The sequence below is a fragment of the Micromonospora sp. DT63 genome, assembly GCF_049841615.1.
Lineage (GTDB): Bacteria > Actinomycetota > Actinomycetes > Mycobacteriales > Micromonosporaceae > Micromonospora.
The window spans coordinates 349,464-375,786 of record NZ_JBNCKQ010000006.1 but is presented as its reverse complement, the minus strand read 5'-3'; the positions used below and the strand labels follow the sequence as shown (position 1 = coordinate 375,786).

Sequence of the window (26,323 nt, the reverse complement as noted above, 5' to 3'; positions counted from 1 at the left end):
TGATCGACACGAGTTCAGCGAAATCGGGGGGTCCGACGCGTTCGGATACCCCGGTTTCGCCGAAACCGTGTCGATCAAGGCGCGAACGGGTCAGGCCGGGACGCTGGCCGGCGCGGACGCCTCGTCGGGGCGCGCGATCGACTCGTCCTCGTCGTGGTCGTCGAGCATCGTGGCCTCGTCGAACGGGTCGTCGCCGCGCAGCACTCCGGCCGCCCGGTCCCGGTCGAACTCGCCGGTCCAGGTGCCCACCAGGACTGTCGCCACCGCGTTGCCGGCGAAGTTGGTCAGCGCACGGGCTTCCGACATGAACCGGTCGATGCCCACGATCAGGCCGACGCCGTCCACCAGGTCCGGGCGGTGCGACTGGAGCCCGCCGGCCAGGGTCGCGATGCCCGCGCCGGTGACGCCCGCCGCGCCCTTCGATGCGATGATCATGAACAGCAGCAGCGAGATCTGCTCGCCGATGGAGAGCGGGTTGCCGAGCGCGTCGGCGATGAACAGCGACGCCATCGTCAGGTAGATCGCCGTGCCGTCGAGGTTGAACGAGTACCCGGTCGGCACCGTGATGCCCACGACCGGCTTGCTCACGCCGAAGTGCTCCATCTTGGCGATCAGCCGCGGCAGCGCCGACTCCGACGAGGACGTCGACAGGATCAGCAGGAACTCCCGGCCCAGGTACCGCAGCAGCGAGAAGATCGAGATCCGGGCCACGAACCACAGCAGCGCGCCCAGGACGACCAGCACGAAGATCAGACAGGTGGCGTAGAAGCCGAGCATGATCTGGGCGAGGCTCTTGAGGGCGTCCACGCCTGTCGCGCCGACGACGGCGGCCATCGCGCCGAACGCGCCGACCGGCGCCAGCCACATGATCATGGCAAGGACCTTGAAGACGACCCGCTGGATGACGGCGATCGCGCCGAGCACAGGCTCACCCCGCCGGCCCATCGCCTGCACGGCGAAGCCGACGAGCAGGGCCACCAGCAGCGTCTGGAGCACCTCCCCCTCGGTGAGCGCGGAGAAGAGCGTGGTCGGGATGATCCCGAGCAGGAACTCCGTCGTACCGCCGGCCTCGTCTCCGGCGGCGGCCTTGCCCGCGCCTGCGAGGTCCTGGCCGAGGTCCAGGCCGGAGCCGGGGTGGATGAGGTTGCCGACGACCAGACCGATGGCGAGCGCGACGGTCGACATGGTCAGGAAGTAGCCCAGCGCCAGGCCGCCGACCTTGCCGACCTTCGCGGCCTGCCGGACGGAGCCGACGCCCAGCACGATCGTGCAGAAGATGACCGGGCTGATCATCATCTTGATCAGGTTGACGAAGCCCGTGCCGATCGGCTTGAGTTCCTTGCCGAAATCGGGGGCGACCAGGCCGACCACGATGCCGGCGAGCACGGCCACGATGACGGCCAGGTACAGGTAACGGGTACGGTCCCGGCGGGCCGACGGCTCCGCCGTGGTGGTGGATGCGGTGGTGTCCATGTCGACAATGTGAAGCGCGTCTCACCCGTTGACATCCTTGCGGTCATTCTGTTCACCGCGAAAACCACACGGAGGTGATGGAGGTGGCCCGACGGCAGTGGAGCATCGCGGGGCAGCTGTTCGCCCTCCAGGCGGTGGTGGTGACGCTGCTCGTGCTGGCCGGCGCGGCGGGCGCCGTCTGGCTGGCCCGCGTCGACTCCCGCCAGGCCGCGCAGGAGGAGGTGCTCGCCGTGGCGCAGACCGTGGCCGGCTCCCCCGACGTCCGCGCGGCCCTCACGACCGCCGACCCGGCCAGCATCCTGCAGCCGTACGCCGAATCGACCCGCAAGGCCACGGGCACCGACTTCGTTGTCGTGATGGCCCCCGACCGCACCCGTTTCTCGCACCCGACCCGGGAGCTCATCGGCGAGCCGTTCGTCGGCGACATCGGGCCCGCCCTGGCGGGTCACCCGTTCACCACCACGAACGTCGGGACGCTCGGCGAGTCGGTGCGCGCGGTGGTGCCGGTGTACGACGAGCAGCGGCGCATCGTCGGCCTGGTCTCGGTGGGTATCACCACCCGGGCCATCAACCGCAAACTGCTGCGCCAGCTCCCCGTGCTGCTCGGCGTCGCCGCGCCGGCGCTCGCGCTCGCGGCGACCGGGTCGTGGCTGCTCAGCCGTCGGCTGCGCCGCCAGACCCACGGCCTGGGACCGGCGCAGATGACCCGGATGTACGAGTACTACGACGCGGTCCTGCACTCGGTGCGCGAGGGCCTCGTGGTGCTGACCACCGATCGGCGGGTGGCGCTGATCAACGACGAGGGCCGCCGGTTGCTCGGTCTCGCCGCCGACGAACCGGTCACCGACCAGCCGGTGGTCGGGATCGACCTGCCGCCCGCCGTGGCCGAGCTGCTCGACTCCGGGCGCGACGCCCTCGACGAGCCCATGCTGGCCGGCGACCGGGTGCTGGTGGCCAACCAGCGGACCGCCCGCTTCGAGGGCGCGGCGCTCGGCACCGTACTGACCCTGCGCGACCAGACCGAGCTGCGCACGCTCGCCAGCGAGCTGGACTCGGTCCGCGCGCTGACCGAGGCGTTGCAGGCGCAGACCCACGAGTCGGCCAACCGCCTGCACACCGTCCTCACCCTTGTGGAGCTGGGCCGCGCCGACGAGGCGGTCCGGCTCGGCACCCGGGACCTGGCCCTCGCGCAGCAGCTCACCGACCGGGTGGTCGACGCGGTCACCGAGCCGGCCCTGGCCGCGCTGCTGCTCGGCAAGTCCGCCCAGGCCGGCGAGCGCGGCGTGGACCTCGTCATCGAGCCGGACTGCCGCCTCGACGACAGCCCGCTACCGACCAACGACCTGCTCACCGTCGTCGGCAACCTGATCGACAACGCCCTGGAGGCGGTCGCCGGCACGCCGGCGCCGCGCACCGTACGGGTCTTCGTCGGCGCGCTCGACGACGAGCTGATGGTCCGGGTCGCCGACAGCGGGCCGGGGCTGGCCGAGGACCGGGTGGCGGACGCGTTCCGGCGCGGCTGGTCCACCAAGAGCACCGGGCGAGGTCTCGGTCTGGCGCTGATCGGGCAGGTGGTCCGCCGCCACGGTGGCCGCTACGAGGTGGGCCGCTCGGACGACGGCGGCAGCCTGTTCACGGTCCGCCTACCGGTCGGCGGTGCACCGCGATGACCGACATCCGGGTGCTTGTCGTCGAGGACGAGCCGCTGCTGGCCGAGGCGCACGCCGCGTACACCGAACGGGTTCCGGGTTTCGTGGTCGTCGGGGTGGCGCACACCGCGCGGGCCGCGATGGCGGCCCTGCGCGCGGGTGGCGGCGGTGACGTGGACCTCGTACTCCTGGATTTTCGGCTGCCCGACCTGCACGGCCTGGACGTCTGCCGGGCGCTGCGCGCGGCCGGCAGCAGCGTCGACGTGCTCGCGGTGACGTCCGCGCGGGACCTGGCGGTGGTCCGCACCGCGGTGTCCCTCGGGGTGACCCACTACCTGCTCAAACCGTTCACGTTCGCGGCGTTCCGCGACAAGCTGGAGCGCTACGCCGACTACCGCGCGCAGGCGCTCGCCGACGGCGAGGTGACCGCCCAGCACGACGTGGACCGGATGTTCGCCACCCTGCGCGGCACCGCCGGGCACAGCCTGCCCAAGGGCCTGGACGCGCAGACCCTCAATCGGGTACGCGGGGCGCTGGCCGACGGGACCGGCCCGCAGGCGGGACTGTCGGCGACCGAGGTGAGCGCGGCGACCGGGATCTCCCGGGTGACCGCCCGGCGCTACCTCGAATACCTGGTGACGATCGACCGCGCGGTCCGCAGCCCCCGCTACGGCACCCCCGGCCGCCCCGAGGTCGAATACCGCCCCCGCTGAGCAGGCCCCGGCTACGAACTGGATGATGCGCAACTATGCGCTGACCTTCCTCGCCGTCACGGCCAGAGGGCTGGCGCCCTACCCGGGGTGGTTTCCCTGCTTGAGGTCATTTTCCCGGGTCGGCAGGTCGGCACCGCGAGACCACCGCCGGATCAAGCGATCTGGCGGAGGTCATCGCCGTAGTCGAAGATGATCCGCATGCGGGCCCCGAGCGCCCGTGCGTATCGGCTCAGCGTCGCGACCTCATTGGCCTCCAGGTCGCCGTTCTCGATCTGGCTGACTCGACCGGGCGTGACACCCATCAGCTCGGCCACCTGCCGCTGAGTCAGGCCCAGCCGCTTCCGCTCTTCGGCGAGATGGAACGCGCTGATCCACGCCTCGGTGCGGGCACGTTCGGCGTCGAGCGCTTCATCGTCTCCATCGTGCAGCTCAGCCCGAACGTCGTCCCAGTCCTGGAAGTCGCTCATCAGCCCTCCCTCCGTTTCCTCTCGAAGGCCAACCAACCCTCGTACGCGATCTCAGCGACCGGGATCGCTTTCTCGTACCACCGATTCCAATCTCCCGCCTTGTTGCCGGCCACCAGCAGCACGGCCTGGGACCAGGGGTCGAAGACGAACAGCACCCGTACGGCAACGTCCCTTCCGGACCGCGGTCGGAGTTCCTTGAGATTGCTGACGGTCGAACCTCTGAGGGTGTCGACCAGCGGACGCCCCAGGCCAGGGCCCGCCTCCGCAAGCATGTCGATCGCCACGTTGACCGACCGGTACGTCGCCGGATCGGTCTGCCGCAGAGATCGCAACCAGTCGCGGACATCCGTTGTCGTCCTGATCGCCCAGCGACGTGGCGGCTCATGAGACTTGGACCAACTATAGCCCGGCCTATACACCCAGCGCTGCGTCCTATTACGGTGGCGGACGAAAGATCCGTTGTTAGACTCTGCGGAGTTGGGTCAGCGGTACGACTGGGGAGACCAGACATGGTGGGTGACGACGACATCTCCGGGTGAGACCGGACATGTTCGGCGACGGCTCGGCGCGTAATCACGCAGCTGCCGTGGCCATGACGTCGTTTCACCGGTCCCCGTTGGTCGTCGGGCGGCTTGGACGCGCCCACCCCACCCTTTGAGGTCACTCGCATGTCTGATGCGTACATCGTCTGCTCGAACCTGTCCTTCTCCTGGCCGGACGACACCCCGGTCTTCTCGGAGCTGTCCTTCACGGTCCCGGGCGGTCGCACCGGGCTGGTCGCGCCCAACGGCGCCGGCAAGAGCACGCTGCTGCGGCTGATCGCCGGGGAGCTGACGCCCAGCGGCGGCAGCGCCACCGTTGACGGCGTGCTCGGGTACCTCCCGCAGACGCTGCCGTTGGTCGGCGACCTGACCGTGGCCCAGGTGCTCGGCGTCGCCGAGCGGATCGCGGCCCTGCACGCCATCGAGGCCGGCGACGCCAGCGAGGCGCACTTCGCCACCATCGGTGACGACTGGGACATCGAGGAGCGCACCCGCGCCGAACTCGACCGCCTCGGCCTGGGTGACCTGGCGCTCGACCGGCGGCTGCACACCCTCAGCGGCGGTCAGGTGATCTCCCTCGGCCTGGCCGCGCAACTGCTGCGACGGCCCGACGTCCTGCTGCTCGACGAGCCGACCAACAACCTGGACCTGGCGGCTCGGCACAAGCTCTACGACGTGCTGTCCGACTGGTCCGGGTGCCTGCTGCTGGTCAGCCACGACCGGGAGCTGCTGGACCGGATGGACCGCATCGCCGAGCTGGAACGAGGCGAGATCACCTGGTACGGGGGCAACTTCACCGCGTACACCGAGGCGGTGCAGGCGGCGCGGGAGGTGGCCGAGAGCAACCTGCGCAACGCCGAGCAGGAGGTCAAGCGGGAGAAGCGGGAGATGCAGCAGGCTCGGGAGCGGGCCGACCGCCGGGCCAGCAACGCCTCCAAGAATCTGAAGAACGCCGGTCTGGCCCGGATCGTCGCCGGTGGGCTCAAGCGCAGCGCGCAGGAGTCGGCGGGCAAGGCGCAGGGGACGCACTCGGCCCGGCTCGGCGAGGCCAGGGCCCGTCTCGACGAGGCCGGTCGGGCGGTACGCGACGAGGACACCATCACCGTCGACCTGCCGGACACCACAGTCCCGTCCGGACGGACGGTCTTCTCCGGCCACGGGATGCGGGCGCGCTTCGACGATCGGGAGCTGTTCGGCGGCGACGGCGCCGACCTGGTGATCCGGGGGCCGGAGCGGATCGCGCTCACCGGGGCGAACGGCGCCGGCAAGTCGACCCTGCTGCGCCTCGTCGACGGCGATCTCGAACCGGCCGGCGGCGAGATCAAACGGGCCGACGGGCGGATCGCGTACCTGTCGCAGCGCCTGGACCTGCTGGACCTCGACCGCACGGTAGCGGAGAACTTCGCCGCGTACGCGCCGAGCCTGCCGGACGCCAGGCGGATGAACCTGCTGGCCCGGTTCCTGTTCCGGGGCGCGCGGGTGAACCTGCCCGTCGGGGTGCTCTCGGGCGGCGAGCGGCTGCGCGCCACCCTCGCCTGTGTGCTCTGCGCCGAACCGGCACCGCAGCTGCTGCTGCTCGACGAGCCGACCAACAACCTGGACCTGGTCAGCGTCGCCCAACTGGAGAGCGCGCTGACCGCGTACCAGGGGGCCTTTGTGGTGGTCAGCCACGACGAACGGTTCCTCGCCGAGATCGGCGTGCAGCGCTGGTTGCGGCTGGCCGACGGCCAGCTGCGCGAGATCGCGGCCCCCGACCGGGGCTGAGCCCAACGGTCCGGCCGGCGCCTGCCGGCCGGACCGACGCCGGCTCAGCTCACGTTGGCCGGGCCGAGGACGCTCTTCAGGTCACCCATCAGCGCGGTCGTCGCCGCCACCCGGAACGGGCCCAGCCGCAGGGTGGTGGTGCGACCGCCGTTGAGCAGCTTGACGTGCACCTCGGTGTCGCCGGGGTGCAGGACCAGGGTCTCCTTGAGCCGTTCCACAAGCGGCGGCGTGCAGCGGTGCACCGGGATGGTGAGGGTGACGGGCTTGTTGGTGGCGCTGGTGCTGACGTCCGGCATGGACATGTCCATCGCCATGATCCGTGGGGTGTCGTCGCGCCGGTCCACCCGGCCCTTGACCACCACGATCGCGTCCTCGGCGATGTACTGCCCGATCACCTCGTACGTGTTGGGGAAGAACAGCGTCTCCACCCCACCGGCCAGGTCTTCGAGGGTGGCCGACGCCCAGGCGCGGCCCTGCTTGGTGACCCTTCGCTGCACGCCGGAGAGGATGCCGGCGAGGGTGACGACCGCCCCGTCGGGCACCGCGCCGTCCTCGGCGAGGGACGCGATTGTGGTGTCGGCCGCCGCGCCGAGGATGTGTTCCAGGCCGAACAGGGGGTGGTCGGAGACGTACAGGCCGAGCATCTCCCGCTCGAAGGCCAGCTTGTCGCGCTTGTCCCACTCGCTGTCGCCGATGACCGGCATCACCGTCGTGCTGCCGGTGTCGGCGTCGCCGAAGCCGGCGCCGAACAGGTCGTACTGGCCGACGGCCTCCTTGCGCTTGACGTCGGCGTACGCGTCGATGGCGTCGGCGTGCACCGCGAGCAGGCCCTTGCGGGGGTGCTGCATCGAGTCGAACGCGCCCGCCTTGATCAGCGATTCGATTGTCTTCTTGTTGCAGACCACCGCGTCCACCTTGGACAGGAAGTCGTAGAAGTCGGTGTAGTCGCCCTTCTCCTGGCGGCACCGCATGATCGAGGCGACGACGTTCGCGCCGACGTTGCGGACCGCGGCCAGGCCGAAGCGGATGTCCTTGCCGACCGGCGTGAACGGCCCGGCCGACGTGTTCACGTCCGGCGGCAGCACCTGGATGCGCATCCGGCGGCACTCGGACAGGTACAGCGCCATCTTGTCCTTGTCGTCACCGACGGACGTGAGCAGCCCGGCCATGTACTCGGCCGGGTAGTGCGCCTTCAGGTACGCGGTCCAGTAGGACACCAGGCCGTACGCGGCGGAGTGCGCCTTGTTGAAGGCGTACCCGGCGAACGGCACCAGCACGTCCCACACGGCCTGGATCGCCTCGTCGGAGTAGCCGCGCTCGCGGCAGCCGTCCCGGAACGGGATGAACTCCTTGTCGAGGATTTCCTTCTTCTTCTTACCCATCGCCCGGCGCAGCAGGTCCGCCTGACCGAGGGTGTAGCCGGCGAGGATCTGCGCGGCGCGCTGCACCTGCTCCTGGTAGACGATCAGGCCGTGGGTGGGCGCCAGGATCTCCCGCAGCGGCTCCTCCAGCTCCGGGTGGATCGGCGTGATCTCCTGGAGGCCGTTCTTGCGCAGCGCGTAGTTGGTGTGCGAGTCGACGCCCATCGGGCCCGGCCGGTACAACGCCAGGACGGCGGAGATGTCCTCGAAGTTGTCCGGCTTCATCAGGCGCAGCAGCGACCGCATCGGCCCACCGTCGAGCTGGAACACGCCCAGGGTGTCACCGCGGGCCAGCAGCTCGTACGCGGCCTTGTCGTCCAGCGGCAGGCCCAACAGGTCGAGCTTGAGGCCGTGGTTCAGCTCGATGTTCTTGACCGCGTCGTCGATGATCGTCAGGTTGCGCAGGCCGAGGAAGTCCATCTTCAGCAGCCCGAGCGACTCACACGTCGGGTAGTCGAACTGCGTGATGATCGCCCCGTCGGCGTCGCGGCGCATCAACGGGATGTGCTCGATGATCGGCTCGGCGGACATGATGACGCCTGCGGCGTGCACACCTGTCTGCCGGATCAGCCCCTCGATGCCCTTGGCCGTGTCGATCACCTTGCGGACGTCCGGGTCGGAGTCGTACAGGCCCCGGATCTCGCCGGCCTCGGCGTAGCGCGGGTGCTTCGGGTCGAAGATGCCGGTCAGCGGGATGTCCTTGCCCATCACTGCCGGTGGCATCGCCTTGGTGATCCGGTCACCGACCGCGTACGGGAAACCCAGCACCCGCGCCGAGTCCTTGATCGCGGCCTTCGCCTTGATCGTGCCGAACGTGGCGATCTGGGCGACCTTGTCCTCACCCCACTTGTCGGTGACGTACTTGATCACCTCACCGCGCCGACGCTCGTCGAAGTCGATGTCGACATCCGGCATCGAGACCCGCTCGGGGTTGAGGAACCGCTCGAAGATCAGGCCGTGCTGGATCGGGTCCAGGTCGGTGATGCCCAGCGCGTACGCCACGAGCGAGCCGGCGGCCGAACCACGGCCCGGACCCACCGCGATGCCCTGCTTCTTCGCCCACTGGATGAAGTCGGCGACCACGAGGAAGTACGACGGGAAACCCATCTGGTTGATGACGCCCAGCTCGTACTCGGCCTGGACGACGTGCCCCTCGGGGATGCCGTTCGGGTAGCGGCGGGCCAGCCCGGCGAAGGTCTCCTTGCGGAACCAGGACTCCTCCGTCTCGCCCTCGGGCACCGGGAAGCGCGGCATCAGGTTGTGGAACTCGAACATGCCCTTCGGGTCGACCTTCTCGGCCACCAGCAGGGTGTTGCGGCAGCCCTGCTGCCACAGCTCGGACGAGTCGACCGCCCGCATCTGGTCGGCGCTCTTGACGAAGTAGCCGCCGCCCTCGAAGCGGAAGCGGTTCGGGTCGTCGATGTTGCTGCCGGTCTGCACACACAGCAGCACGTCGTGGGCGGTCGCCTGGGCCTCGTGCGTGTAGTGCGAGTCGTTGGTGACGACCGGTGGGATGTCCAGCTTGCGGGCGATCTCGGTCAGCCCCTCACGGACCCGACTCTCGATGGAGAGGCCGTGATCCATGATCTCCAGGAAGTAGTTGTCCTTGCCGAAGATGTCCTGGTAGCTCGCGGCGACCTTGAGCGCCTCGTCGAACTGCCCCAGCCGCAGCCGGGTCTGCACCGCGCCGGACGGGCAGCCGGTGGTCGCCATGATGCCCTCGGCGTGCTCGGCGATCAGCTCCATGTCCATCCGGGGCCACTTGACATAGTGCCCCTCCATGGACGCGCGCGAGTTGAGGGTGAACAGGTTCTTCAGGCCCTGCGCGTTCTTCGCCCACATCGTCTTGTGGGTGATCGCGCCGTTACCGGAGATGTCGTCGCTCTTCTGCTCCGGCCGACCCCACTTGACCCGCGCCTTGTGATAGCGCGACTCCGGCGCCACGTACGCCTCGACGCCCAGGATCGGGGTGATCCCGGCGGCCATCGCCTGGTTGTAGAAGTCGTTCGCGCCGTGCATGTTGCCGTGGTCGGTGATCGCCACCGCCGGCATGCCCAGCCGGTTGGCCTCGGCGAACAGGTCCTTCAACCGGGCCGCTCCGTCGAGCATCGAGTACTCGGTGTGCACGTGCAGATGCGCGAACGAATCAGCCATGCCTGGCGCCCCCCGGCGGTGTGGATCTCGGTGGTCGGAGCCGACCGGCACCTACCCTACCGAGGTGATCTCGGTGGCTCCACCGTCCGCGCCGACGGCCGTGGCCCGCGTCTCGTCGGCTGAGCGACGGGACATGCCGACGGGCGAGAGCCTAGGCTCGTGCACATGGCGAGGTACTACGACGTACACCCGGAAAACCCGCAGCCCCGGATCATCGGCCAGGTTGCCGACCTGATCCGCGGCGGTGGGCTGGTCGCGTACCCGACGGACTCCTGCTACGCGCTCGGCATCCAGTTGGGCAACCAGGACGGCCTGGACCGGATCCGCCAGATCCGCCACCTCGACGACCGGCACCACTTCACCCTGGTCTGCCGGGACTTCGCGCAGCTCGGCCAGTTCGTGCAGATCAACAACGCGGTCTTCCGGCTGGTGAAGGCGTCCACGCCGGGCAGCTACACGTTCATCCTGCCGGCCACCAAGGAGGTGCCGCGCCGGATGCTGCACCCGCGCAAGCGCACCGTCGGCGTGCGGGTGCCCCGGCACACCGTGACCCAGGCGCTGCTGGCCGAGTTGGGCGAGCCGCTGGTGTCGAGCACGCTGGCGCTGCCCGGTGAGGACGAGCCGATGACCCAGGGCTGGGAGATCAAGGAACGGCTCGACCACCAGCTCGACGCGGTGCTCGACGCCGGCGACTGCGGCAAGGAACCGACGACGGTGATCGACCTGTCCGGGCCCGAGCCGGAGATCCTGCGCCGGGGCGCGGGGGACGTGTCCCGGTTCGAGTAGCGCGGGTCGGTTGGCGGACCGGAGGAGGGCAGCCGCGGGTCGACGGCCGTACGATTGAGGATCGGCACCGGCGAGCATTGGACACCCGGCATGCCTGCTCCGGACGACCTCGACGCCCTGGCCCGCCGCGCCGCGCAGGGTGACTCCGCGGCGTTGGACGCCCTGCTGGTCGCGGCACGTCCGGAGGTGCTGCGGCTGTGCGCCCGGTTCCTGCCCAACCGCCAGGACGCCGAGGAAGCCTGCCAGGACACGCTCCTGGCGCTGGCCGGCGGCATCACCCGGTTCGAGGGTCGCTCCTCGTTCCGTACCTGGCTGCACCGGCTGGCCGCCAACCGGGCCCGCTCCACGTACCGCACGCTGCTCCGCCGCTGTCGACTGGAGGCCGGCGGCGTTCCGGTGCCCGACCAGGCCGATCCCCGACGGACCAGCGTGGTCGCGGGCACCCGCCTCGACCTGCTCGACGCGTTCGACTCGGTCCACCCCGACCACGCCGAGGTGGTGGCCCTGCGCGACGTCCTCGGGCTGAGCTACCCCGAGATCGCCGCCCTGCTCGACGTGCCGGTGGGCACCGTGAAGTCCCGGTTGCACCTGGCCCGGCGGCAGGTCCGGCAACGGCTCGGCGCCGGATGAGCCGGGCGTCGTTCCGCCGGCTCGCCGTCGTCCTCGCCGCCACCGTCGGGGTCGCGGCCTGCGGCGCCGACGCCGTCTCGCCGCTGCCCGTCCAACCGCCCGGTCCGACCCGTTCGACGCCGGCACCCGCGGCGACCTCCGCGATCGCCGCGCCCACCGCTTCGCCGTCCCGGCCGCCGCCGACCAGCGGGCGCCCGCCCGCCGCACCGCCCGCACCCAGCAGGACAAGGGGTACGCCCCGGACGACTCCCCCGCCGACCGCCGCCGCGACCCCGGCCTGTCAGGGCGCGGTCCGCTACGACCTGCCGCTCGCCGAGACCGAGATCGAGCTGCTGCGGTCGCTCTGCTTCGCCACCGGCGCGGTGCTGCGGATCCAGGGCATCGGGCCGGGGCTCGTCACCGTGGACCGCCCGGAGCTGGTCTCCCAGCAGTACGAGGCGGGCGTGGTGGACGTCCGCTTCGTCCGCACCGGCACCGTCGCCGTGACGATCCCGAAGGAGGGCCGGGACCACACCATCACCGTTGTGGTCCGCTAGCCGGTGGACCGGCGCCGGACCCGGAGGAACTCGGCGGCGGCGACCCCCGCCAGCACCAGACCGGCGGCGACGCCCACCGCCAGACCGGGCAGGTGCGGCGCGACCAGGGCCAGCGCGATCGTCACGACGACGCCGACGACGTGGAACATCGACAGCCGCTCGTAGACCTCGTACTCAAGCACCGCCCGACCGCACAGCACCAGTCCGGCGCCGCCCAGGATGAGCGCGGTCATCGGGCCGCCCGGTCGCTCACCGGGCTGCTCGATGATCCGTTCGACACCGGCGGCCGTGCCGACCACACCGGCGATCATGAGCCAGTGGGCGTACGGGTTGGTCTGCACCAGCCGGGTCGGGTGGGGCGACGACTCGATCGCGGCCCGCAGGGTCGCGCCGGCACCCCGGGCGTAGCTCCACCAGAGCACCGCGGCCGTGAGGAACGCGGCGCCGAAGGCGGCCACCCGATCCGCGGTGAACGGCTGGTGGCCCAGGCTCAGGACGCTGACCAGGACCAGTTCACCCAGCGACAGGATGTAGATCTGCTGGTAGCGCTCGGCGAGGTGTTCCGGCACCACCTGGTAGCGCGGCAGCGGCGGCCGACCGGGAATCGGAAAGCGCAACCCGTACGCGGTGTAGTCCGCCGTCAGCGCGGCCAGCCACAGTCCGAGCCGCCAGTCGCGATCGGCCACCAGAGCGCCCGCCACCCAGAGGCTCCCCGAGCCGACGTCCCAGATCAGGGCGCGTACGGGACGCTCCTGCTCCCGCCGCCCCCGCAGGGACCAGACGAGCGCCAGCCCCCGGACCAGGAAGATCACGACCCAGGTGCCGCCGAAGACCAACCCGTGGTCGCCGAACGCCGTGGGCAGCGCGGCGGACATCAGCATCAGCCCGAACATGCTGCCCAGGATCAGCAGCGGGACCGGCCGCCTCCGCGGGCTGTAGCTGTCGGTGATCAACGTGGTGGTCACCCACACCGCGAACAGCGTCGACAGCAGGACCAGCGCCTGGACGATGCCGGTCCAGCTCTGGTCGGCTGCCATCTTGCGCGAGGTCATCGTCAGACCGGCGACGAGGGCGAGATCGAAGAACAGCTCCAGCAGATCCGTACGCTGCGACCCGTCCGGCGCTCGGATCGGCGCGCGACGCGCGCCGGCGCCCACCGGCTCGCGCTTCTCCGCCACGGTGACAGCTTCACACCCGACGGGCTGCCGCCGGGCGCGTTCCGCCGCACCTACCGCAGGCGTACGCCGGCGAGCAGGGTGTCCACGAAGTCGGGACCGCTGCCCGGCGGTGGGGCGATCTGCACGTACACCAGGGCGGGGCCGCCGGGGTGCAGGGCGGCCGACTCGACGATCTGCGGCCGGCCCTGGTCGCAGACGTAGCGGACCACCGTCCATTCGACGCCCGCCTGTTGGGTGGTGCGGGCCGGCGCGGGCGCGCAGTCCCCGTGTGTCCGCTCGGCCAGGAATCCGGCCGGTGTGGTGCGTGCCGCCGTGGCGGCGGAGAGGCCGACGAACGCGCCGGGCAGTCGGGCGTCGGCGGCCCAGCGGCGGGGTCGCGGCGACATCACCAGGCCCGGTTCGGGTTCGCCGTCGGCGCTGTACTGGCCGGCCCAGGTCGTCCCCGTGGCGGACCAGCCGGGTGGCAGCGCCACGGTCAGCGGCCCGGTCGTGTACGTGCCACCGACCGACCGAACCGATCCGGTGCCACCCGGTTCGGCGGCGACCTGGCCCACCGCGACGGCGGTCACGACGGCCACCCCGGTCAGCAGGGACCGGCGTGCACGGCGCGGTGCTGGTCGCCGCCGTGCGCTCGCGGCGACCAGGTCGGCCGGTTCCCGCACCGGGTCGCTCGCGCGGGCCAACGCGGCGTGCAGGGCCGCGGCGTCGGAATAACGGTCGGCCGGGTCGTACGCGGTGGCCCGGGCGAGCACCGCCGCGATACCCGGTGGCAGGCCGTCGCGGAGTCGGATCCGCGGGGCGTGCGGCGAGTCGGGTCGGGCCGGGTGCGTGCCGGACGGGTCGGCGGCCAGCAGCCGGACGCCAAGCCGGCCGAGCCCGTACACGTCGGCGCGCGTGTCGACCACCGCGCCCGGGTCGTCCTGCTCGGGGGCCATGTAACCGGGGGTGCCGGCCCGGGCGGTCAGCCCCGAGGCGGTGGCGAGCGCCTTGGCCAGGCCGAGGTCGGCGATCAGCACCGCTTCGGGCGCGTCCGGCCCGGTGGAGCGGAACAGGACGTTGCCCGGGGTGAGGTCCCGGTGCACGACCCCGTGCCGGTGCAGCACGGCGACCCCGGCGCAGACCTCGCCGAGCAGCCGCAGCGCGGTCGGCGCGGGGATCTCGCCGGTGGCGAGGCGGTCCCGCAGGCTCCCCCGGTCCGCCCAGGCCAGGACCGCGTACGGCCGGCCGTCGGGCAACTCACCGACGGTGTGCACCCGGATCAGCCGCTCGTGCTCCAGGCGGCGCAACAGCCGGGCCTCGTCGAGGAAGCGTTCCCGGACCCGCAGGTCGTGGCTCCAGTTCTCGGCCAGCACCTTGATCGCCACACGCGCGTCGAGCACCGCGTCGTAGCCCAACCAGACCGTCGCGAACGAGCCGACGCCCAGCAGTCGCTCGACGGCGTACGGCCCGATCCGCTGCGGAGCCGTCACGGTGTCACCCCCGGCCAGCACGGTCTCTTCACAGTAGACCGGGCCGGTCGGAAACCCGACGAACCGCTGACGCCGGCGCGGTGACTAACAGGGCAGGAGACCCATCACCGAAGGAGCACACCATGAACCGTCCCTCGATCCTTCGCACCACCGCCGCGCTGGCGCTCAGCACGCTCGTCGCGGTGATCGCCGCGGGCCCGGCCTCGGCGGCGCCGCCGGCCGGTGGCGCCGCGCCCGGCTCGGCGCGCGGTCCGCTCGCCGCCACCGTCGGACACGACCACCCGCAGGTGCTCAACGTCGGCGGCGCCGGCGTGTACCGGATCGGCGCCAGCCTGGCCGCGCTCACCGCGGCCGGCCGCATCGACTGGACCGCGCCGGGCTGCGACGGGGTGGTGCACACCGGCGTGACGGGTTCCTGGGCGGGTGTCCTGCTGCTCGCCTTCCGTGCCGGTCGGCTGGTGGAGATCGGTACGGCCACCGCACCGCCGCAGTCGCCTGCCGGGGCCCGGGTCGGCATGTCCTTCGCGGAGTTGGAGGCGATCTACGGCCCGCGCGGGTCGCTGATCCGCAACGACGCGGGGGACGCCGAGGCGTACCTGGTCCGGGTCGGGTCGCGGGTGGAGCTGTTCACCGGGCACCCGATCCGGCCGGGCGTGGGCTACTTCCAGGTCGGCCCGGCCAGCTTCGTCGAGCGGAACTTCCGGCAGGGCTCGGCCTGCTGATCCGGGTCAGATCTCGGGGCGTCCGGTCCGTACCGGGCGCCCCACCCTGCTGCCTGACCGGGCGGTGGCCGTCCCCGCAGCCAGGCCGGCCCGGCGGCATCGCCATGCCTCCTTTGCTCTGCTTCAACCCAGGCAACAGCGAAGGGCCGCAGGTGTTGCCTGGGTTGAAGCAGAGCAAAGGGCCGACAGCACCCGGTCGGCGCCCCCTGCTGCTGCCCGCAGCGCTGATCCAGCCCGGACGGCGCCCGGGCGTCAGGCCGCGCCCAGCCAGCCTCCGTCACACCGTTGTCGGCAGTCACATCAATATCGGGATGGACAACACTGTGTGCCACACAGTATGGTGTGACACATGGTTAGCGAGGACGTTCTGAAGACGCACCTACAGGAGTTGCGTCGGGGCACCGTCGTGGTGGCCAGCCTGGTCGCGCTCCGCCGGCCGGACTACGGCTACGCACTGCTGCAACGGCTCACCGACCACGGCTTTCCGGTCGACGCCAACACGCTCTACCCGCTGCTGCGACGCCTGGAGGACCAGGGCCTGCTGACCAGCGAGTGGAACACCGAGGAGAGCCGGCCGCGCAAGTTCTACCGGACCAGCGACGAGGGCGAGTCGATGCTGAGCCGCCTCCTCGACGACCTCGCCGCCGTACAGACCTCCATCACCGGGCTGATCCAAGGAGTGGACCGATGAACACCCTGACCGACCGCTATCTGGCCGCCACCCTGCGCTCGGTGCCCGCCCAGCGTCGCGACGAGATCGCGACCGAGCTGCGCGCCTCGATCGAGGACATGATCGAGGATCGGACCGGGGGCGGCGAGGAGGCGGCAGCCGCCGAGCGGGAGGTGCTCACCGAACTGGGCAACCCCGACCGGTTGGCCGCCCGCTACGCCGATCGCCGGCTCCAGCTCATCGGCCCCACCTACTACCTGGTCTGGCTGCGGCTGCTGAAGCTGCTGCTCAGCTTCATCCCGGCGCTCGCCGGCACGGTGGTCGCGGTCGTCAAGGTGGTCGAGGGCAACGGCTTCGGCGCCATCGGGCCTGGCATCGTCGTCGCCCTGCATGTCGCCGTGCACATCAGCTTCTGGCTCACCCTGACCTTCGTCCTCATCGAGAGGTCCCAGCCCACCGTCGACCTGCCCGACTGGACCGTCGACGAGCTGCCCGACGTCCCCGCGCACCGCCACGTCTCGCTCGTCGACACCATCGCGTCGGTGGCCATGCTGGGGCTGACCATCGGCTACCTGCCCCTGCAGCACTACCACTCGTGGGTACGCGCCGGCAACGGCGACAACATCCCCGTCCTCGACCCGGCGCTCTGGTCGTTCTGGCTGCCGGCGCTGATCGTCGTGCTGGTCGCCATCGCGGTGTTCGAAATCGTCAAGTACCGGATCGGACGCTGGAACTGGACGCTGTTCGCGGTGAAGGCGCTGCTCAACCTGGCGTTCACGGCGTCGCTGGTCGGGCTGGCGCTCTCCGACGCGCTGCTCAACCCGGCCCTCGGTGAGCGGCTGAGCTGGCTGGCGGACGCGGACAACCGCAGCCTCCTCAACGCTCTCATCGCGCTCGGCGCCGCCCTGGTGCTGGTGTGGGACCTGGTCGACACGGCCCTCAAGTCCCGCCGCCAGACAATCTGAGCGACAACGGACACGGCGGCCCGACGCGGACACCGCGCCGGGCCGCCGCACGTCGGCGCTGTCACCGCCGCTCCGTCCGGATAGCGGACGCGGCCGGCGACGTGGCATCGTTCCCGGATGACCGAGGCACAGCGCGACGAGTGGCGCCGTCCGGGCCCGACGGCCGAGCAGCGGCGGATAGACCTGTGGATCGGGCTCGCGGTGACCGGGCTGGCGCTGGTCAGCCTCACCCTGGCCCGCAGCACCGGGGCGTTCCTGCTGGGGCCACCGCCGTCCGGGCCGGAGCAGCTGTTCTGGACCGTCGCGGTGACGCTTCCGCTGGTCGGGCGGCGGCGCTGGCCGGCCGCCACCCTGCTGGTCGTCGCGGTGGCGTTCATCGCCGCGCAGGCCCGGTCGGCGCCGGAGACCCAGTTCTCCGCGTGGGCCCTGTTCTGCGCCCTCTATACGATGGGCGCCTGGGGACCGAACCACCAGACGGCCCGCCGGCTGCGGATCGGCGTGATCGCCACGATGTTCGCCTGGCTGGGCGTCTACTACGCGGTGACGATCGACCACATCCCGCCCGGCGCCTTCGACGGCGCGGTAGGTCCGGTGCCGCCGGTGCTCGCCGCGATGGTCAGCGGCGTCCTGGTCAACATGCTGGTCTTCGGGTTCGCGTACTTCTTCGGCGAGACCGCCTGGGTGGCCGCGCGACGTGAGCACGAGCTGTGCGAACAGGCCGAGGAGCTGCGCCGGTCCCAGGCCGAGGGCCGGGAACGGGCCGTGCTCGGCGAACGGGTCCGGATCGCCCGGGAGCTGCACGACGTCGTCGCCCACCACGTGTCGGTGATGGGGGTGCAGGCGTCCGCCTGCCGCCGGGTGTTCGACCGTGACCCGGGCAAGGCCCGCACGGCGCTCGCCGCCATCGAGCAGAGCGCCCGCACCGCCGTCGACGAGCTGCGCCGGATGCTCGGCGTGCTGCGCGCCTCCGGCGACAGCGACGTCGAGCGGCCCGCGCCCGGCGACGTCGAGCGGATCGACGAGCTGGTCGAACGGGCGCGGGCCGCGGGCCTGACGGCAACCCTCGGGGTGTACGGCGAGCCCGTCGCACTGCCCGAGTCGGTGTCGCAGGCGGCCTACCGGGTGACGCAGGAGGCGGTGACCAACACCCTGAAGCACGCCGGGGCGGATCTGCTGGATGTGCGGGTCCGCTACCTGGCCCGGGAGGTGGAGGTGGACGTGACCGACGACGGACGGACCGGCCGCCGGGCCGGTGCCGCCGGGCTCGGCCTGATCGGGATGCGCGAGCGGGTCACCGCGCACGACGGCGAGCTGGAGGCCGGCCCCCGGGTCGGTGGGGGCTGGCGGGTCCGCGCCCGATTCCCGCTCGCGGATCCGGCGATCGGCCGGCAGCGCGAGACCGGAGACGGGCGGTCGTTGACGGCCGGGGCGGGGCGGTCGTCGTGAGCGCCGCACCGATCCGGGTGCTGCTCGCCGACGACCAGCATCTCGTGCGCACCGGCTTCCGGATCATCCTGGAGGTGGAGGACGACATCACCGTGGTCGGTGAGGCAGCCGACGGCGCGCGGGCCGTCACCATGGCCCGCGCCACGCGCCCCGACGTGGTGTTGATGGACGTGGAGATGCCCGGCATGGACGGGCTGGAGGCCACTCGGCGGATCACCGACGACGGGCCCGGCGCTCCGGCGGTGCTGATCCTCACGACCTTCGACCGCGACGACTACCTCTTCACCGCGCTGCGGGCCGGGGCCAGCGGTTTCCTGCTCAAGAACGGCACACCCGAGGAGCTGATCGAGGCGATCCGGGTGCTGGCCCGGGGCGACGGTCTGCTCGCCCCGGAGATCACCCGCCGGGTGATCTCCACGTTCGCCCGTCCCGGTGATCCGGCGGGCACCGCGCACCGGGGGGCCGACGCCGAGGCCGCGCTTGGCGAGCTGACCCCACGGGAGCGGGAGGTGCTGGTGCTGCTCGCCGCCGGGTCGAGCAACGCCGAGATCGCCACGACCATGTGCCTGGGCGAGGCGACGGTGAAGACACACGTGAGTCGGGTGCTGGCGAAACTGGGCCTACGCGACCGGGTCCAGGCGGTGGTGTTCGCGTACGAGAACGGGGTGGTCCGCCCCGGCGGGTGACCGGTGTCCGTCGCACGACGGACCTCGCGGCTCAGCCCTCGGACGGACGGCGGGCCGACGCGTTCGATCTAGCGTGGACGCGTGACGAGAACGCTCCAACTCGACGGCGTCGACCGCAGCTTCGGCGACCGGCAGGTGCTCAAGAACGTGTCCTTCGAGGTGGCCGCCGGCCGGATGACCGGCTTCGTCGGCGCCAACGGCGCCGGCAAGACCACCACCATGCGGATCATCCTGGGTGTGCTCGCCCCCGACGCCGGCGAGGTGAGCTGGGGTGGCGCGAAGCTCACCCGGCAGGACCGCCGCCGCTTCGGCTACATGCCGGAGGAACGGGGCCTGTATCCCAAGATGACCGCACGGGAGCAGGTGACCTACCTGGGCCGGTTGCACGGTCTGGACGCCCCCGCCGCCCGCCGCGCCACGGATGCCCTGCTGGAGCGGGTCGGGCTCGGCGAACGCGGCGACGACCTGCTGGAGACGCTGTCGCTGGGCAACCAGCAGCGGGCCCAGATCGCCGCCGCGCTGGTGCACGACCCCGAGGTGCTGGTGCTCGACGAGCCGTTCTCCGGCCTCGACCCCCTCGCCGTCGACACGGTCGTCGCCGTGTTGCGCGAACGCGCCGCCGCCGGGGCGCCGGTGCTGTTCTCCAGTCACCAACTCGACGTGGTCGAGCGCCTCTGCGACGACCTGGTGATCATCAATGACGGGGTGATCCGGGCCGCCGGCAGTCGTACGCAGCTGCGCGACTCGTACACCTCGCCCCGCTTCGAGCTGGTGGTGGCGACCGACGCCGGCTGGATCCGCGACCAGCCCGGCGTCACCCTGGTCGAGCTGGACGGCGCGCGGGCGGTCTTCGACCTGCCGGTCGGCGCCGACGAGCAGCCCATCCTGCACGCGGCCCTCGCCCGCGGCCCGGTCCGCGCCTTCCGCCCGGTCAGCCCCTCGCTCACCGAGATCTTCCGAGAGGTCACCCAGTGAACGTCACCCAGGCCACCCGGCTGGTCGCCGAACGCGAGATCCGGGTCAAGCTGCGCGACCGCACCTTCCTGTTCGGCACGCTCTTCTTCCTCGTGATCGCGGCCGCCGGCACCATCCTGCCGCCGTTGCTCTCTGGCGGTCCGAAGAGCGTGGCCGTCACCCAGGACGCGGCCGGCCCGCTGCGCGCCGCCGGGCTCGACGTCCGGGTGGTGGCCGACGACGGCGCCGCCGAGCAGGCCGTCCGCGACGGGGACGTGGACGCCGCGGTCGTCAGCGGTCCGGAGGTGCTCGCCATGGACGAGGCCCCCGACGAGGTGGTCCGGGCGCTGAGCACCGCGCCGCCGGTGCGCCTCCTCGACCCCGACGCGGTCGATCCGGTGGTGGCGTTCCTGGTGCCGTTCGTCTTCGCGTTCGTCTTCTTCATCACCTCGCAGACCTTCGGCCTGCAGATCGCGCAGAGCGTCACCGAGGAGAAGCAGACCCGGATCGTGGAGATCCTGGTCGCGGCCGTGCCGGTACGGGCGCTGCTGGCCGGCAAGGTGATCGCCGGGGGCATCCTGGCGCTCGGGCAGATCGCGCTGATCGGTCTCGTGGCCGTCCTCGGCATGCGGATCGGCGACAGCGGGGACCTGCTCACCCTGCTCGCTCCGGCGATCGGCTGGTTCGTGCCGTTCTTCCTGCTCGGCTTCGTGCTGCTGGCCGCGATGTGGGCGGCGGCCGGCGCCCTGGTCAACCGCCAGGAGGACATCGCCGGCGTGTCGACGCCGGTGCAGCTCGCCGTCATGCTGCCGTTCTTCGCGGTGATCTTCCTGAACGACAACGCGACAGCGATGCGGGTGCTGTCGTACCTGCCGTTCTCGTCGCCCACGGCGATGCCCCTGCGGCTGTTCACCGGCGACGCTGCCGGCTGGGAGCCGATCGTGTCGCTGGCCATCCTGCTGGTCGCCGCCGGCGCCTTCCTGGTCGCCGGTGCCCGCGTCTACGAGGGTTCGCTGCTGCGGACCAACGGCCGGACCTCGCTGCGCGCCGCCTGGCGGGAGCGCGAGAGCATCGGCTGACCGGCGACGGCCCACACGGGCGTCGGTGTCCCGAGCGGACACCGGCGCCCGTCGCCGTTCCCCCGCCCGTACGGCACCGGTCCGCACACCCGTTCGGTGGCTGCGAACGCCACTGGCGTTCCTACGGTGAGCCGATCCTCCCGGCAACGACCTGGTCGTCGCCGATCCCGGACCGGAAAGGCTCTCCATGACCCCACCGATCGACACGCGACGCTCCGGCGCAGCACCACGCCTGCGGCGTCTGCTCAGCGTGGTCCTGGCGGTCGTGCTCGCCAGCACACTCCCCGCCCTCGTCCGTTCCGCGCCGGCCTCCGCCGCGGCGGGCAACCTGATCCTCAACGGCAGCTTCGACAACGGCAGCACCGACCCCTGGTGGACCCGCCTCGCCTCCACCAGCACCACTGTCAACGCCGGCCAGCTGCGCATCCGCACCAGCGGGCCGGCCACCAAGCCCATCTGGGACGACCTGGTCGGTCACTTCGAGTTCGGGGTGACGGCGGGGCAGCCGTACCGGTTGCAGTTCGACGCCAACGCCGACGTCGGCCGCACCCTGCGCGTCTCGGTCTCCCGGGTGGACACGCCCTTCACCTCCGCCGTCGACCAGACCGTCGCGCTGACCTCCACGATGCGCCGCTTCACGTTCGACTTCACGTCGCCGTTCGGTGATCCCAAGGCGGTGCTCCTGTTCCACCTGGGCGCTCAGGCGGCCTCCACCGTGCGGCTGGACAACATCTCGCTCACGCCGCTGGCCATCGACCCGAGCACCGATCCGATCCTGTACTGGAACGGTGTCCTGCTGGACACCTACCGGGCGTTGGACCTGCCACCCACCGCGTCGTCCCGGCAGGCGGCCATCCTGCACGCGGCGATGCACGACGCCGCGGTCTCGGTCACCGGCGTCGGCAACCCCTACCGGGTGCGGGTGCCGGTCAGCTATCCGGGCACCATGGACAACGTCGTGGCGCCGTCCCTGCACGCGGCCATCGACAGGGCTGCGGTGGACGTGCTGACCGCCCTGTACCCGACGCGACGCACGTCCTTCGAGACCGCCCACGGCATCGCCGTCACCCGGCGACCGTCCGGTGTGAACGCCGCCGAGGCCGCGCGGGGCGACACCGTCGGCGCCGCGGCCGCCGCCGCCAACCTCCAGGCCCGCGCCAACGACGGCGCCGACGTCACCACCGCGTACCGGTTGGACGGGGTGGACGGGTCGTGGCGACCGACCGACGGTAAGCCGGCCGTCAGCCCGAACTGGGGGCACGTCAACCCGTTCGCGCTGACCTCCGGCGACCAGTTCCGGCCCGGCCCGCCGGCCGGCGCGACCGACTACGCGGACCTGCTGGGCAGGCAGGAGTACCGCGACCAGGTCCAGGAGGTCCGCGACCTCGGTGGCCGGACGTCGGCACTGCGCACCGCCGACCAGACGCAGATCGCGTTCTTCTGGGCCAACGACCTGGCGGGCACCTACAAGCCGCCGGGCCAGCTCTTCGCCCACACCCGGATCGTCGCGGAACAGCGGAAACTCGGCATCCTGGCCAACGCCCGCCTGTTCGGGCTCGTCGCCCTGGCCCTCGCCGACGCCGCCATCGCCGCCTGGGACGCCAAGTACCTGACCGACATCGACCTGTGGCGACCGGAGAGCGCCATCGGCAACGGCTGGCAACCGCTGTCGCAGGACCGCGACGGTGTCTCGTTCTCGCCGTCCTTCCCGGCGTACATCTCCGGTCACGCCACCTTCGCCGGGGCGTGGGCGGCGGTGCTGAAGGGCTTCTTCGGCACCAACGCCATCGCCTTCGACGCCACCACCGACGACCCGCACGCCACCGGAGTCGTCCGCCGGATGAGCGGCTTCGACGAGGCCGCCCGGGAGAACGCGCTCAGTCGGATCTACCTGGGCGTGCACTACCCCTTCGACGCGGACGCGGGAATCGCCACCGGCACCTCCGTGGGCGCGTACGTCTTCGCGAACCGGCTGCGACCGTGAGTCGTCCGCCGGCGTGACGGGGGGCTCCCCGCCCGGTCTGTCGACCGGGCGGGGAGCGGCGGTCGATCAGGGTGTCGGGAGGCAGCGCCAGTGGCTGAAATCGCCGGTACGTGACCAGACGTCCCACGCGGCGGCGATGTTCCAGCCCGGATCCAGGGCCGTCCGACGGTCGACGCCGCGCCGCGACAGCTCCATGTCGCTGAACTGGAACAGACCCCAGCGCCGCGACCCGTCGGCGGTCACCTCCACCCGCAGCGGGTCCAACCCGGACAGGCACCGCGCCAGCCGCACCGCCTCGGCCGCGTCCGGGGCGAAGGTCTCTCGCAAATGGGTGCTGACGCGGTTCTCCGGCCAGGGGACCGGCAGCACCGGATCACCCGACAGGGCGTCCAGGAGCGGCTGGTCCACAGTGCCGCTGACCGACAGACCGGCCAACGCCTGGAAGGCGATCACCCGGCTGGTGGTGTCCGGGCCGAACCAGCCGTCCACGGGTACGCGCAGCCCGACGGCGACCAGGCGTTCCTGTAGATCCAGCACGCAGGGGCCGTACATGCCCTGGCGGAGGACGATCGGACAGACGGCGGCCGACGGGGTGGTGGTGCCCTCGCCGCGCGGCAGCAGCGCCCCGACGGTCAGCGCGCCCACCAGGGCCAGCGCTCCCATCCGCAGCCGCCGACGTGCCGGTCCGGTGGCCCGACGCGGGTCACCAGGTGTCCGCTGAGGGCTGTCAGCGTCGGGAGACGTCGGGTCGGGTGGCGTCGACTCCTCCTCCCGGCGCATGGGCTCGCTGAGCCGGGCCTCGATGTCGCGGCGCAGGCCGACCCACCGCTCGACGTCCGCCGCCGGAGTGCCGCAGGCGGCGAGCAACGCCACGACGGTCCGCTCGCGGGGCAGAGTGTTCCGCCCGAGCATCGTGGCGAGGGTGCTCGGAGGAAGCCAGTGCCCGGCCGCCGAGGCCCGGCGCGAGATCTCCCGGTACGTCAGGCCGGAGCGTCGCCGCACGTCCCGAAGCGCCACCACGTACTCCCCCGCCGTGGCCACCTGCGGCACCGGATCCCGGGCAGCGTCAATCATCGGATCTCCCCGCGTCGTTGATGTGGTCGGACCCGGACCGGTGCCGGTCGGGGCCGTCGGTCCGTACGCCGGTCAGCGGCGCGGCCGTCGGGGAAAACGCTAGACAGCCGGGTCGTCCGAGACAATGCCCTGGTCGGGGCGCGGCGGTGTCCGACCAGCTCAGGGCCTTCTGTCCGGGTCTTGTCCGACCATCTCGGACAGACGCCGCACGGCGCCTTGCCCCGGGGCGCGTGGGGTCAGGAGAATCAGGCGATGACCATGGGGGACCTCCGACCGGACGAGGCGGCCGACCCGGCCGAGTTCGTCGATCTGCTGCGCCGCCTCAAGGACCGGTCCCGGCTGACGTTCCGGCAACTGGAACAGCACGCGGCCACGGCCGGCGACGTGCTGGCCCGCAGCACCGCCGCCGACGTCCTGCGCCGGTCCACGCTGCCGCGACCCGAGGTGCTGGCGGCGTTCGTGCGTGCGTGCGGCGCTGGCGACCAGGTGGACGAGTGGCTGCGGGCACGGGACCGCCTGGCGGCCGGCGCGTTCACGTCGCCCGCTGCGCTGGCTACCGGGGCGACGCCGTCGCTCGAAGACCCGGGCGACGTGTTGACCGGCGGCCCCGACGGGGCGCGGTCGTGGTTCACGCGACCCGCGCCGCTGGCGGCGCTCGCCGCCGTCGCCGTGCTTGCCGCGTTCGGCGCCTGGTTGCTGTGGCCCGACGACGACGAACAACGGACGGCGGAGAAGCCGGCCGCCACCTCGTCGGCCACGCCGGGCGGCAGCGCCTCGGTCGCCGGTAACGGCACGCCGCCGGCCAGCGGCCGGAGCCGGATCCGTCCCGCCTCCGCCCCGCAGCTCTGCATCAGCGAGGGGCGCGACCGCAGCGGCGCCTACGACCACGCGGTCGCGGTCCAGCGCCCCTGCGCCGGGGCCACCCCGCCGGAGACCTACCTGGTGCCGGTCGCCGACGACCTCTACTACGTCAAGTGGGACCATCCGGTGAACGGGTTGGGCTGCCTCACCGTCCGGCGCGACGATCCCGGCCGCAACCTCATCGAGCCCTATGACAAGTGCAGCTCCGACAACGGTGCGCAGCTGTTCCGCTTCGAACCGACCGGGACGGCACCGGACGCGTACCGTCTCCGCCCATCGGACAGCGACCTGTGCGTGGGCATCCGGGACGACGCCAGCGAGGTGCCGGCCGAGGCGGTGGCCGAGCCGTGCACCGGCCAACCCGACCAGGTGTTCCTCGTCGATCGGGTGCCGGAAGGCTGACGCCCCGCACGGCCCACGCCGCCCGCACGGTGGCCGTTCGTCGTCAGTGAGTGGGCACCGTGGCCCAGCCGGCCGGCAACCGGGGCACCGACCAGGCCGGATCGGGTTGCCATCGTGCCCACGCCGGATCCCACCAACGCTCACCCGCGTCGAGCAGGGCGGCGATCCGGTCGCCCTCGCCGCGGATCGCGTCCGCCATGCCCGGGTAGCGCCCCTCGACGAGACGCTGCGCGAAGATCTCGACGTCCTTCCAGACGTACCGGTCGTCGTCCGCGCCCCACCACAGGTCCAGCTCGTGGTCGAGAGTGTCCACCCCGATCGGGGTACGCCGCAGCGGATCCTGCAGGTTGAAGTACCAGCCGGCGAAGTCGCGCTGCGGGCCCGTCCAGAACACGTCGACCGAGTGCGCCTCGCCCGGCCGGTGCAGCATCAGCTTGCCGTGCCCCGACCAGGAGCGGTGCCCGGCCGTCTCCCACGGGTGCCGGCCGCAGGGGAAGACGCCGTCGGTCGGGAAGCCGAACTCCGCCCCCGACGGCAGGTAGAGGGCGAGCAGGTCGGGCGAGTCCTCGACGCAGATCGTCGGGCAGCCGAACCAGACCTCGCCCCGCAGGATCTCCCGCCGGACGACCACGTCACCCGGCGCGAATCGGCGTTCCACCATCTCCTTGCGAACCTCCTCGTTCGCCCCGACGTCCACG

The 26,323-nt window shown here is 71.8% G+C and carries 23 protein-coding genes; 15 read left to right on the top strand and 8 right to left on the bottom strand.

Going from position 1 to position 26,323, the window contains the following annotated elements:
• Window positions 1-90: 90 nt before the first annotated feature.
• Window positions 91-1,473: a cation:dicarboxylate symporter family transporter gene (locus ACLQ27_RS23175; protein WP_425868583.1), complete on the bottom strand. Its 1,383-nt coding sequence runs from the start codon at window positions 1,471-1,473 to the stop codon at window positions 91-93.
• Between the two features lie 83 nt (window positions 1,474-1,556).
• Between ACLQ27_RS23175 and ACLQ27_RS23170 the strand changes: the two genes are divergently transcribed.
• Both ACLQ27_RS23170 and ACLQ27_RS23165 read left to right on the top strand, forming a co-directional pair.
• Complete coding sequence (locus ACLQ27_RS23170) at window positions 1,557-3,143, top strand: ATP-binding protein (protein WP_425868582.1); 1,587 nt, start codon at window positions 1,557-1,559, stop codon at window positions 3,141-3,143.
• Window positions 3,140-3,835, top strand: a complete 696-nt coding sequence (locus tag ACLQ27_RS23165; RefSeq protein WP_357575622.1) for a response regulator — start codon at window positions 3,140-3,142, stop codon at window positions 3,833-3,835. Before ACLQ27_RS23170 ends, ACLQ27_RS23165 begins: the two co-directional genes overlap by 4 nt.
• Window positions 3,836-3,987: 152 nt before the next feature.
• Here ACLQ27_RS23165 and ACLQ27_RS23160 read toward each other — a convergent pair whose 3' ends face one another.
• Together ACLQ27_RS23160 and ACLQ27_RS23155 are read right to left on the bottom strand one after the other, a co-directional pair.
• Complete coding sequence (locus tag ACLQ27_RS23160) at window positions 3,988-4,302, bottom strand: transcriptional regulator (RefSeq protein WP_357497571.1); 315 nt, start codon at window positions 4,300-4,302, stop codon at window positions 3,988-3,990.
• A complete protein-coding gene (locus ACLQ27_RS23155) occupies window positions 4,302-4,721 on the bottom strand; it encodes a type II toxin-antitoxin system RelE/ParE family toxin (RefSeq protein ID WP_425868579.1) in 420 nt (139 codons plus the stop codon). The genes ACLQ27_RS23160 and ACLQ27_RS23155 overlap by 1 nt, the downstream gene beginning before the upstream one ends.
• 249 nt (window positions 4,722-4,970) lie before the next feature.
• On the opposite strand from ACLQ27_RS23155, the gene abc-f reads away from it, so the two are divergent.
• On the top strand, window positions 4,971-6,608 hold the full coding sequence (abc-f, locus tag ACLQ27_RS23150) for a ribosomal protection-like ABC-F family protein (protein WP_425868578.1): 1,638 nt from the start codon (window positions 4,971-4,973) through the stop codon (window positions 6,606-6,608).
• A 44-nt stretch (window positions 6,609-6,652) separates the two neighbouring features.
• Here the strand turns inward: abc-f and dnaE are convergent, their stop codons facing one another.
• Window positions 6,653-10,183: a DNA polymerase III subunit alpha gene (dnaE, locus tag ACLQ27_RS23145; protein ID WP_357497567.1), complete on the bottom strand. Its 3,531-nt coding sequence runs from the start codon at window positions 10,181-10,183 to the stop codon at window positions 6,653-6,655.
• A gap of 165 nt (window positions 10,184-10,348) precedes the next feature.
• Here dnaE and ACLQ27_RS23140 point away from each other — a divergent pair, with 165 nt between their 5' ends.
• From ACLQ27_RS23140 to ACLQ27_RS23130, 3 genes are all read left to right on the top strand, one after another.
• Window positions 10,349-10,969 (top strand): L-threonylcarbamoyladenylate synthase, encoded by a 621-nt coding sequence (locus tag ACLQ27_RS23140; protein ID WP_357497565.1) that lies wholly within the window; start codon window positions 10,349-10,351, stop codon window positions 10,967-10,969.
• 90 nt (window positions 10,970-11,059) lie between these two features.
• Window positions 11,060-11,599, top strand: a complete 540-nt coding sequence (locus tag ACLQ27_RS23135) for an RNA polymerase sigma factor (RefSeq protein ID WP_357575626.1) — start codon at window positions 11,060-11,062, stop codon at window positions 11,597-11,599.
• Entirely contained in the window at window positions 11,596-12,135 is a 540-nt protein-coding gene (locus tag ACLQ27_RS23130) for a hypothetical protein (protein WP_357497561.1), read from the top strand. Before ACLQ27_RS23135 ends, ACLQ27_RS23130 begins: the two co-directional genes overlap by 4 nt.
• On the opposite strand, the gene ACLQ27_RS23125 is transcribed toward ACLQ27_RS23130, so the two are convergent.
• Window positions 12,132-13,313, bottom strand: coding sequence for a low temperature requirement protein A (locus tag ACLQ27_RS23125; RefSeq protein WP_357497559.1), 1,182 nt, complete (start codon window positions 13,311-13,313; stop codon window positions 12,132-12,134). The two genes, ACLQ27_RS23130 and ACLQ27_RS23125, sit on opposite strands and share 4 nt — an antisense overlap.
• 50 nt (window positions 13,314-13,363) lie before the next feature.
• The gene (locus ACLQ27_RS23120; protein ID WP_425868574.1) at window positions 13,364-14,782 is read right to left on the bottom strand and encodes a serine/threonine-protein kinase; all 1,419 of its coding nucleotides are present in this window, start codon (window positions 14,780-14,782) and stop codon (window positions 13,364-13,366) included.
• Between the two features lie 122 nt (window positions 14,783-14,904).
• Between ACLQ27_RS23120 and ACLQ27_RS23115 the strand changes: the two genes are divergently transcribed.
• The 8 genes from ACLQ27_RS23115 (at window position 14,905) to ACLQ27_RS23080 (ending at window position 23,288) form a co-directional block, all read left to right on the top strand.
• On the top strand, window positions 14,905-15,504 hold the full coding sequence (locus ACLQ27_RS23115; protein WP_425868572.1) for a hypothetical protein: 600 nt from the start codon (window positions 14,905-14,907) through the stop codon (window positions 15,502-15,504).
• Window positions 15,505-15,853: 349 nt separating this feature from the next.
• Window positions 15,854-16,195 (top strand): PadR family transcriptional regulator, encoded by a 342-nt coding sequence (locus ACLQ27_RS23110; RefSeq protein WP_357497555.1) that lies wholly within the window; start codon window positions 15,854-15,856, stop codon window positions 16,193-16,195.
• Entirely contained in the window at window positions 16,192-17,139 is a 948-nt protein-coding gene (locus ACLQ27_RS23105; protein ID WP_357497553.1) for a permease prefix domain 1-containing protein, read from the top strand. The genes ACLQ27_RS23110 and ACLQ27_RS23105 overlap by 4 nt, the downstream gene beginning before the upstream one ends.
• 117 nt (window positions 17,140-17,256) lie before the next feature.
• Window positions 17,257-18,585 carry a sensor histidine kinase gene (locus ACLQ27_RS23100; protein WP_357575631.1) on the top strand — a complete coding sequence of 443 codons (1,329 nt, stop codon included), beginning with the start codon at window positions 17,257-17,259 and terminating at the stop codon, window positions 18,583-18,585.
• Window positions 18,582-19,271 carry a response regulator transcription factor gene (locus ACLQ27_RS23095; RefSeq protein WP_357497549.1) on the top strand — a complete coding sequence of 230 codons (690 nt, stop codon included), beginning with the start codon at window positions 18,582-18,584 and terminating at the stop codon, window positions 19,269-19,271. Before ACLQ27_RS23100 ends, ACLQ27_RS23095 begins: the two co-directional genes overlap by 4 nt.
• Window positions 19,272-19,352: 81 nt before the next feature.
• On the top strand, window positions 19,353-20,246 hold the full coding sequence (locus ACLQ27_RS23090) for an ABC transporter ATP-binding protein (RefSeq protein ID WP_357497547.1): 894 nt from the start codon (window positions 19,353-19,355) through the stop codon (window positions 20,244-20,246).
• Window positions 20,243-21,304, top strand: a complete 1,062-nt coding sequence (locus tag ACLQ27_RS23085; RefSeq protein WP_234583569.1) for an ABC transporter permease — start codon at window positions 20,243-20,245, stop codon at window positions 21,302-21,304. The genes ACLQ27_RS23090 and ACLQ27_RS23085 overlap by 4 nt, the downstream gene beginning before the upstream one ends.
• A gap of 187 nt (window positions 21,305-21,491) precedes the next feature.
• Entirely contained in the window at window positions 21,492-23,288 is a 1,797-nt protein-coding gene (locus ACLQ27_RS23080) for a carbohydrate binding domain-containing protein (protein WP_425868569.1), read from the top strand.
• 66 nt (window positions 23,289-23,354) lie between these two features.
• Here ACLQ27_RS23080 and ACLQ27_RS23075 read toward each other — a convergent pair whose 3' ends face one another.
• Window positions 23,355-24,362 (bottom strand): peptidoglycan-binding protein, encoded by a 1,008-nt coding sequence (locus ACLQ27_RS23075; protein ID WP_425868567.1) that lies wholly within the window; start codon window positions 24,360-24,362, stop codon window positions 23,355-23,357.
• Window positions 24,363-24,614: 252 nt separating this feature from the next.
• Between ACLQ27_RS23075 and ACLQ27_RS23070 the strand changes: the two genes are divergently transcribed.
• Window positions 24,615-25,625, top strand: coding sequence for an RICIN domain-containing protein (locus ACLQ27_RS23070; RefSeq protein ID WP_357497541.1), 1,011 nt, complete (start codon window positions 24,615-24,617; stop codon window positions 25,623-25,625).
• Between the two features lie 43 nt (window positions 25,626-25,668).
• Here ACLQ27_RS23070 and ACLQ27_RS23065 read toward each other — a convergent pair whose 3' ends face one another.
• Window positions 25,669-26,322, bottom strand: coding sequence for a DUF402 domain-containing protein (locus tag ACLQ27_RS23065; protein WP_425868565.1), 654 nt, complete (start codon window positions 26,320-26,322; stop codon window positions 25,669-25,671).
• Between the last annotated feature and the right edge of the window lies 1 nt (window position 26,323).

Coding starts and splice junctions, on each gene's coding strand:
- ACLQ27_RS23110 (WP_357497555.1), top strand. CDS start 15,854: ATGGTTAGCGAGGACGTTCTGAAGACGCACCTACAGGAGTTGCGTCGG.
- dnaE (WP_357497567.1), bottom strand. CDS start 10,183: ATGGCTGATTCGTTCGCGCATCTGCACGTGCACACCGAGTACTCGATG.
- ACLQ27_RS23130 (WP_357497561.1), top strand. CDS start 11,596: ATGAGCCGGGCGTCGTTCCGCCGGCTCGCCGTCGTCCTCGCCGCCACC.
- abc-f (WP_425868578.1), top strand. CDS start 4,971: ATGTCTGATGCGTACATCGTCTGCTCGAACCTGTCCTTCTCCTGGCCG.
- ACLQ27_RS23080 (WP_425868569.1), top strand. CDS start 21,492: ATGACCCCACCGATCGACACGCGACGCTCCGGCGCAGCACCACGCCTG.
- ACLQ27_RS23105 (WP_357497553.1), top strand. CDS start 16,192: ATGAACACCCTGACCGACCGCTATCTGGCCGCCACCCTGCGCTCGGTG.
- ACLQ27_RS23075 (WP_425868567.1), bottom strand. CDS start 24,362: ATGATTGACGCTGCCCGGGATCCGGTGCCGCAGGTGGCCACGGCGGGG.
- ACLQ27_RS23165 (WP_357575622.1), top strand. CDS start 3,140: ATGACCGACATCCGGGTGCTTGTCGTCGAGGACGAGCCGCTGCTGGCC.
- ACLQ27_RS23175 (WP_425868583.1), bottom strand. CDS start 1,473: ATGGACACCACCGCATCCACCACCACGGCGGAGCCGTCGGCCCGCCGG.
- ACLQ27_RS23160 (WP_357497571.1), bottom strand. CDS start 4,302: ATGAGCGACTTCCAGGACTGGGACGACGTTCGGGCTGAGCTGCACGAT.
- ACLQ27_RS23135 (WP_357575626.1), top strand. CDS start 11,060: ATGCCTGCTCCGGACGACCTCGACGCCCTGGCCCGCCGCGCCGCGCAG.
- ACLQ27_RS23100 (WP_357575631.1), top strand. CDS start 17,257: ATGACCGAGGCACAGCGCGACGAGTGGCGCCGTCCGGGCCCGACGGCC.
- ACLQ27_RS23070 (WP_357497541.1), top strand. CDS start 24,615: ATGACCATGGGGGACCTCCGACCGGACGAGGCGGCCGACCCGGCCGAG.
- ACLQ27_RS23140 (WP_357497565.1), top strand. CDS start 10,349: ATGGCGAGGTACTACGACGTACACCCGGAAAACCCGCAGCCCCGGATC.
- ACLQ27_RS23115 (WP_425868572.1), top strand. CDS start 14,905: ATGAACCGTCCCTCGATCCTTCGCACCACCGCCGCGCTGGCGCTCAGC.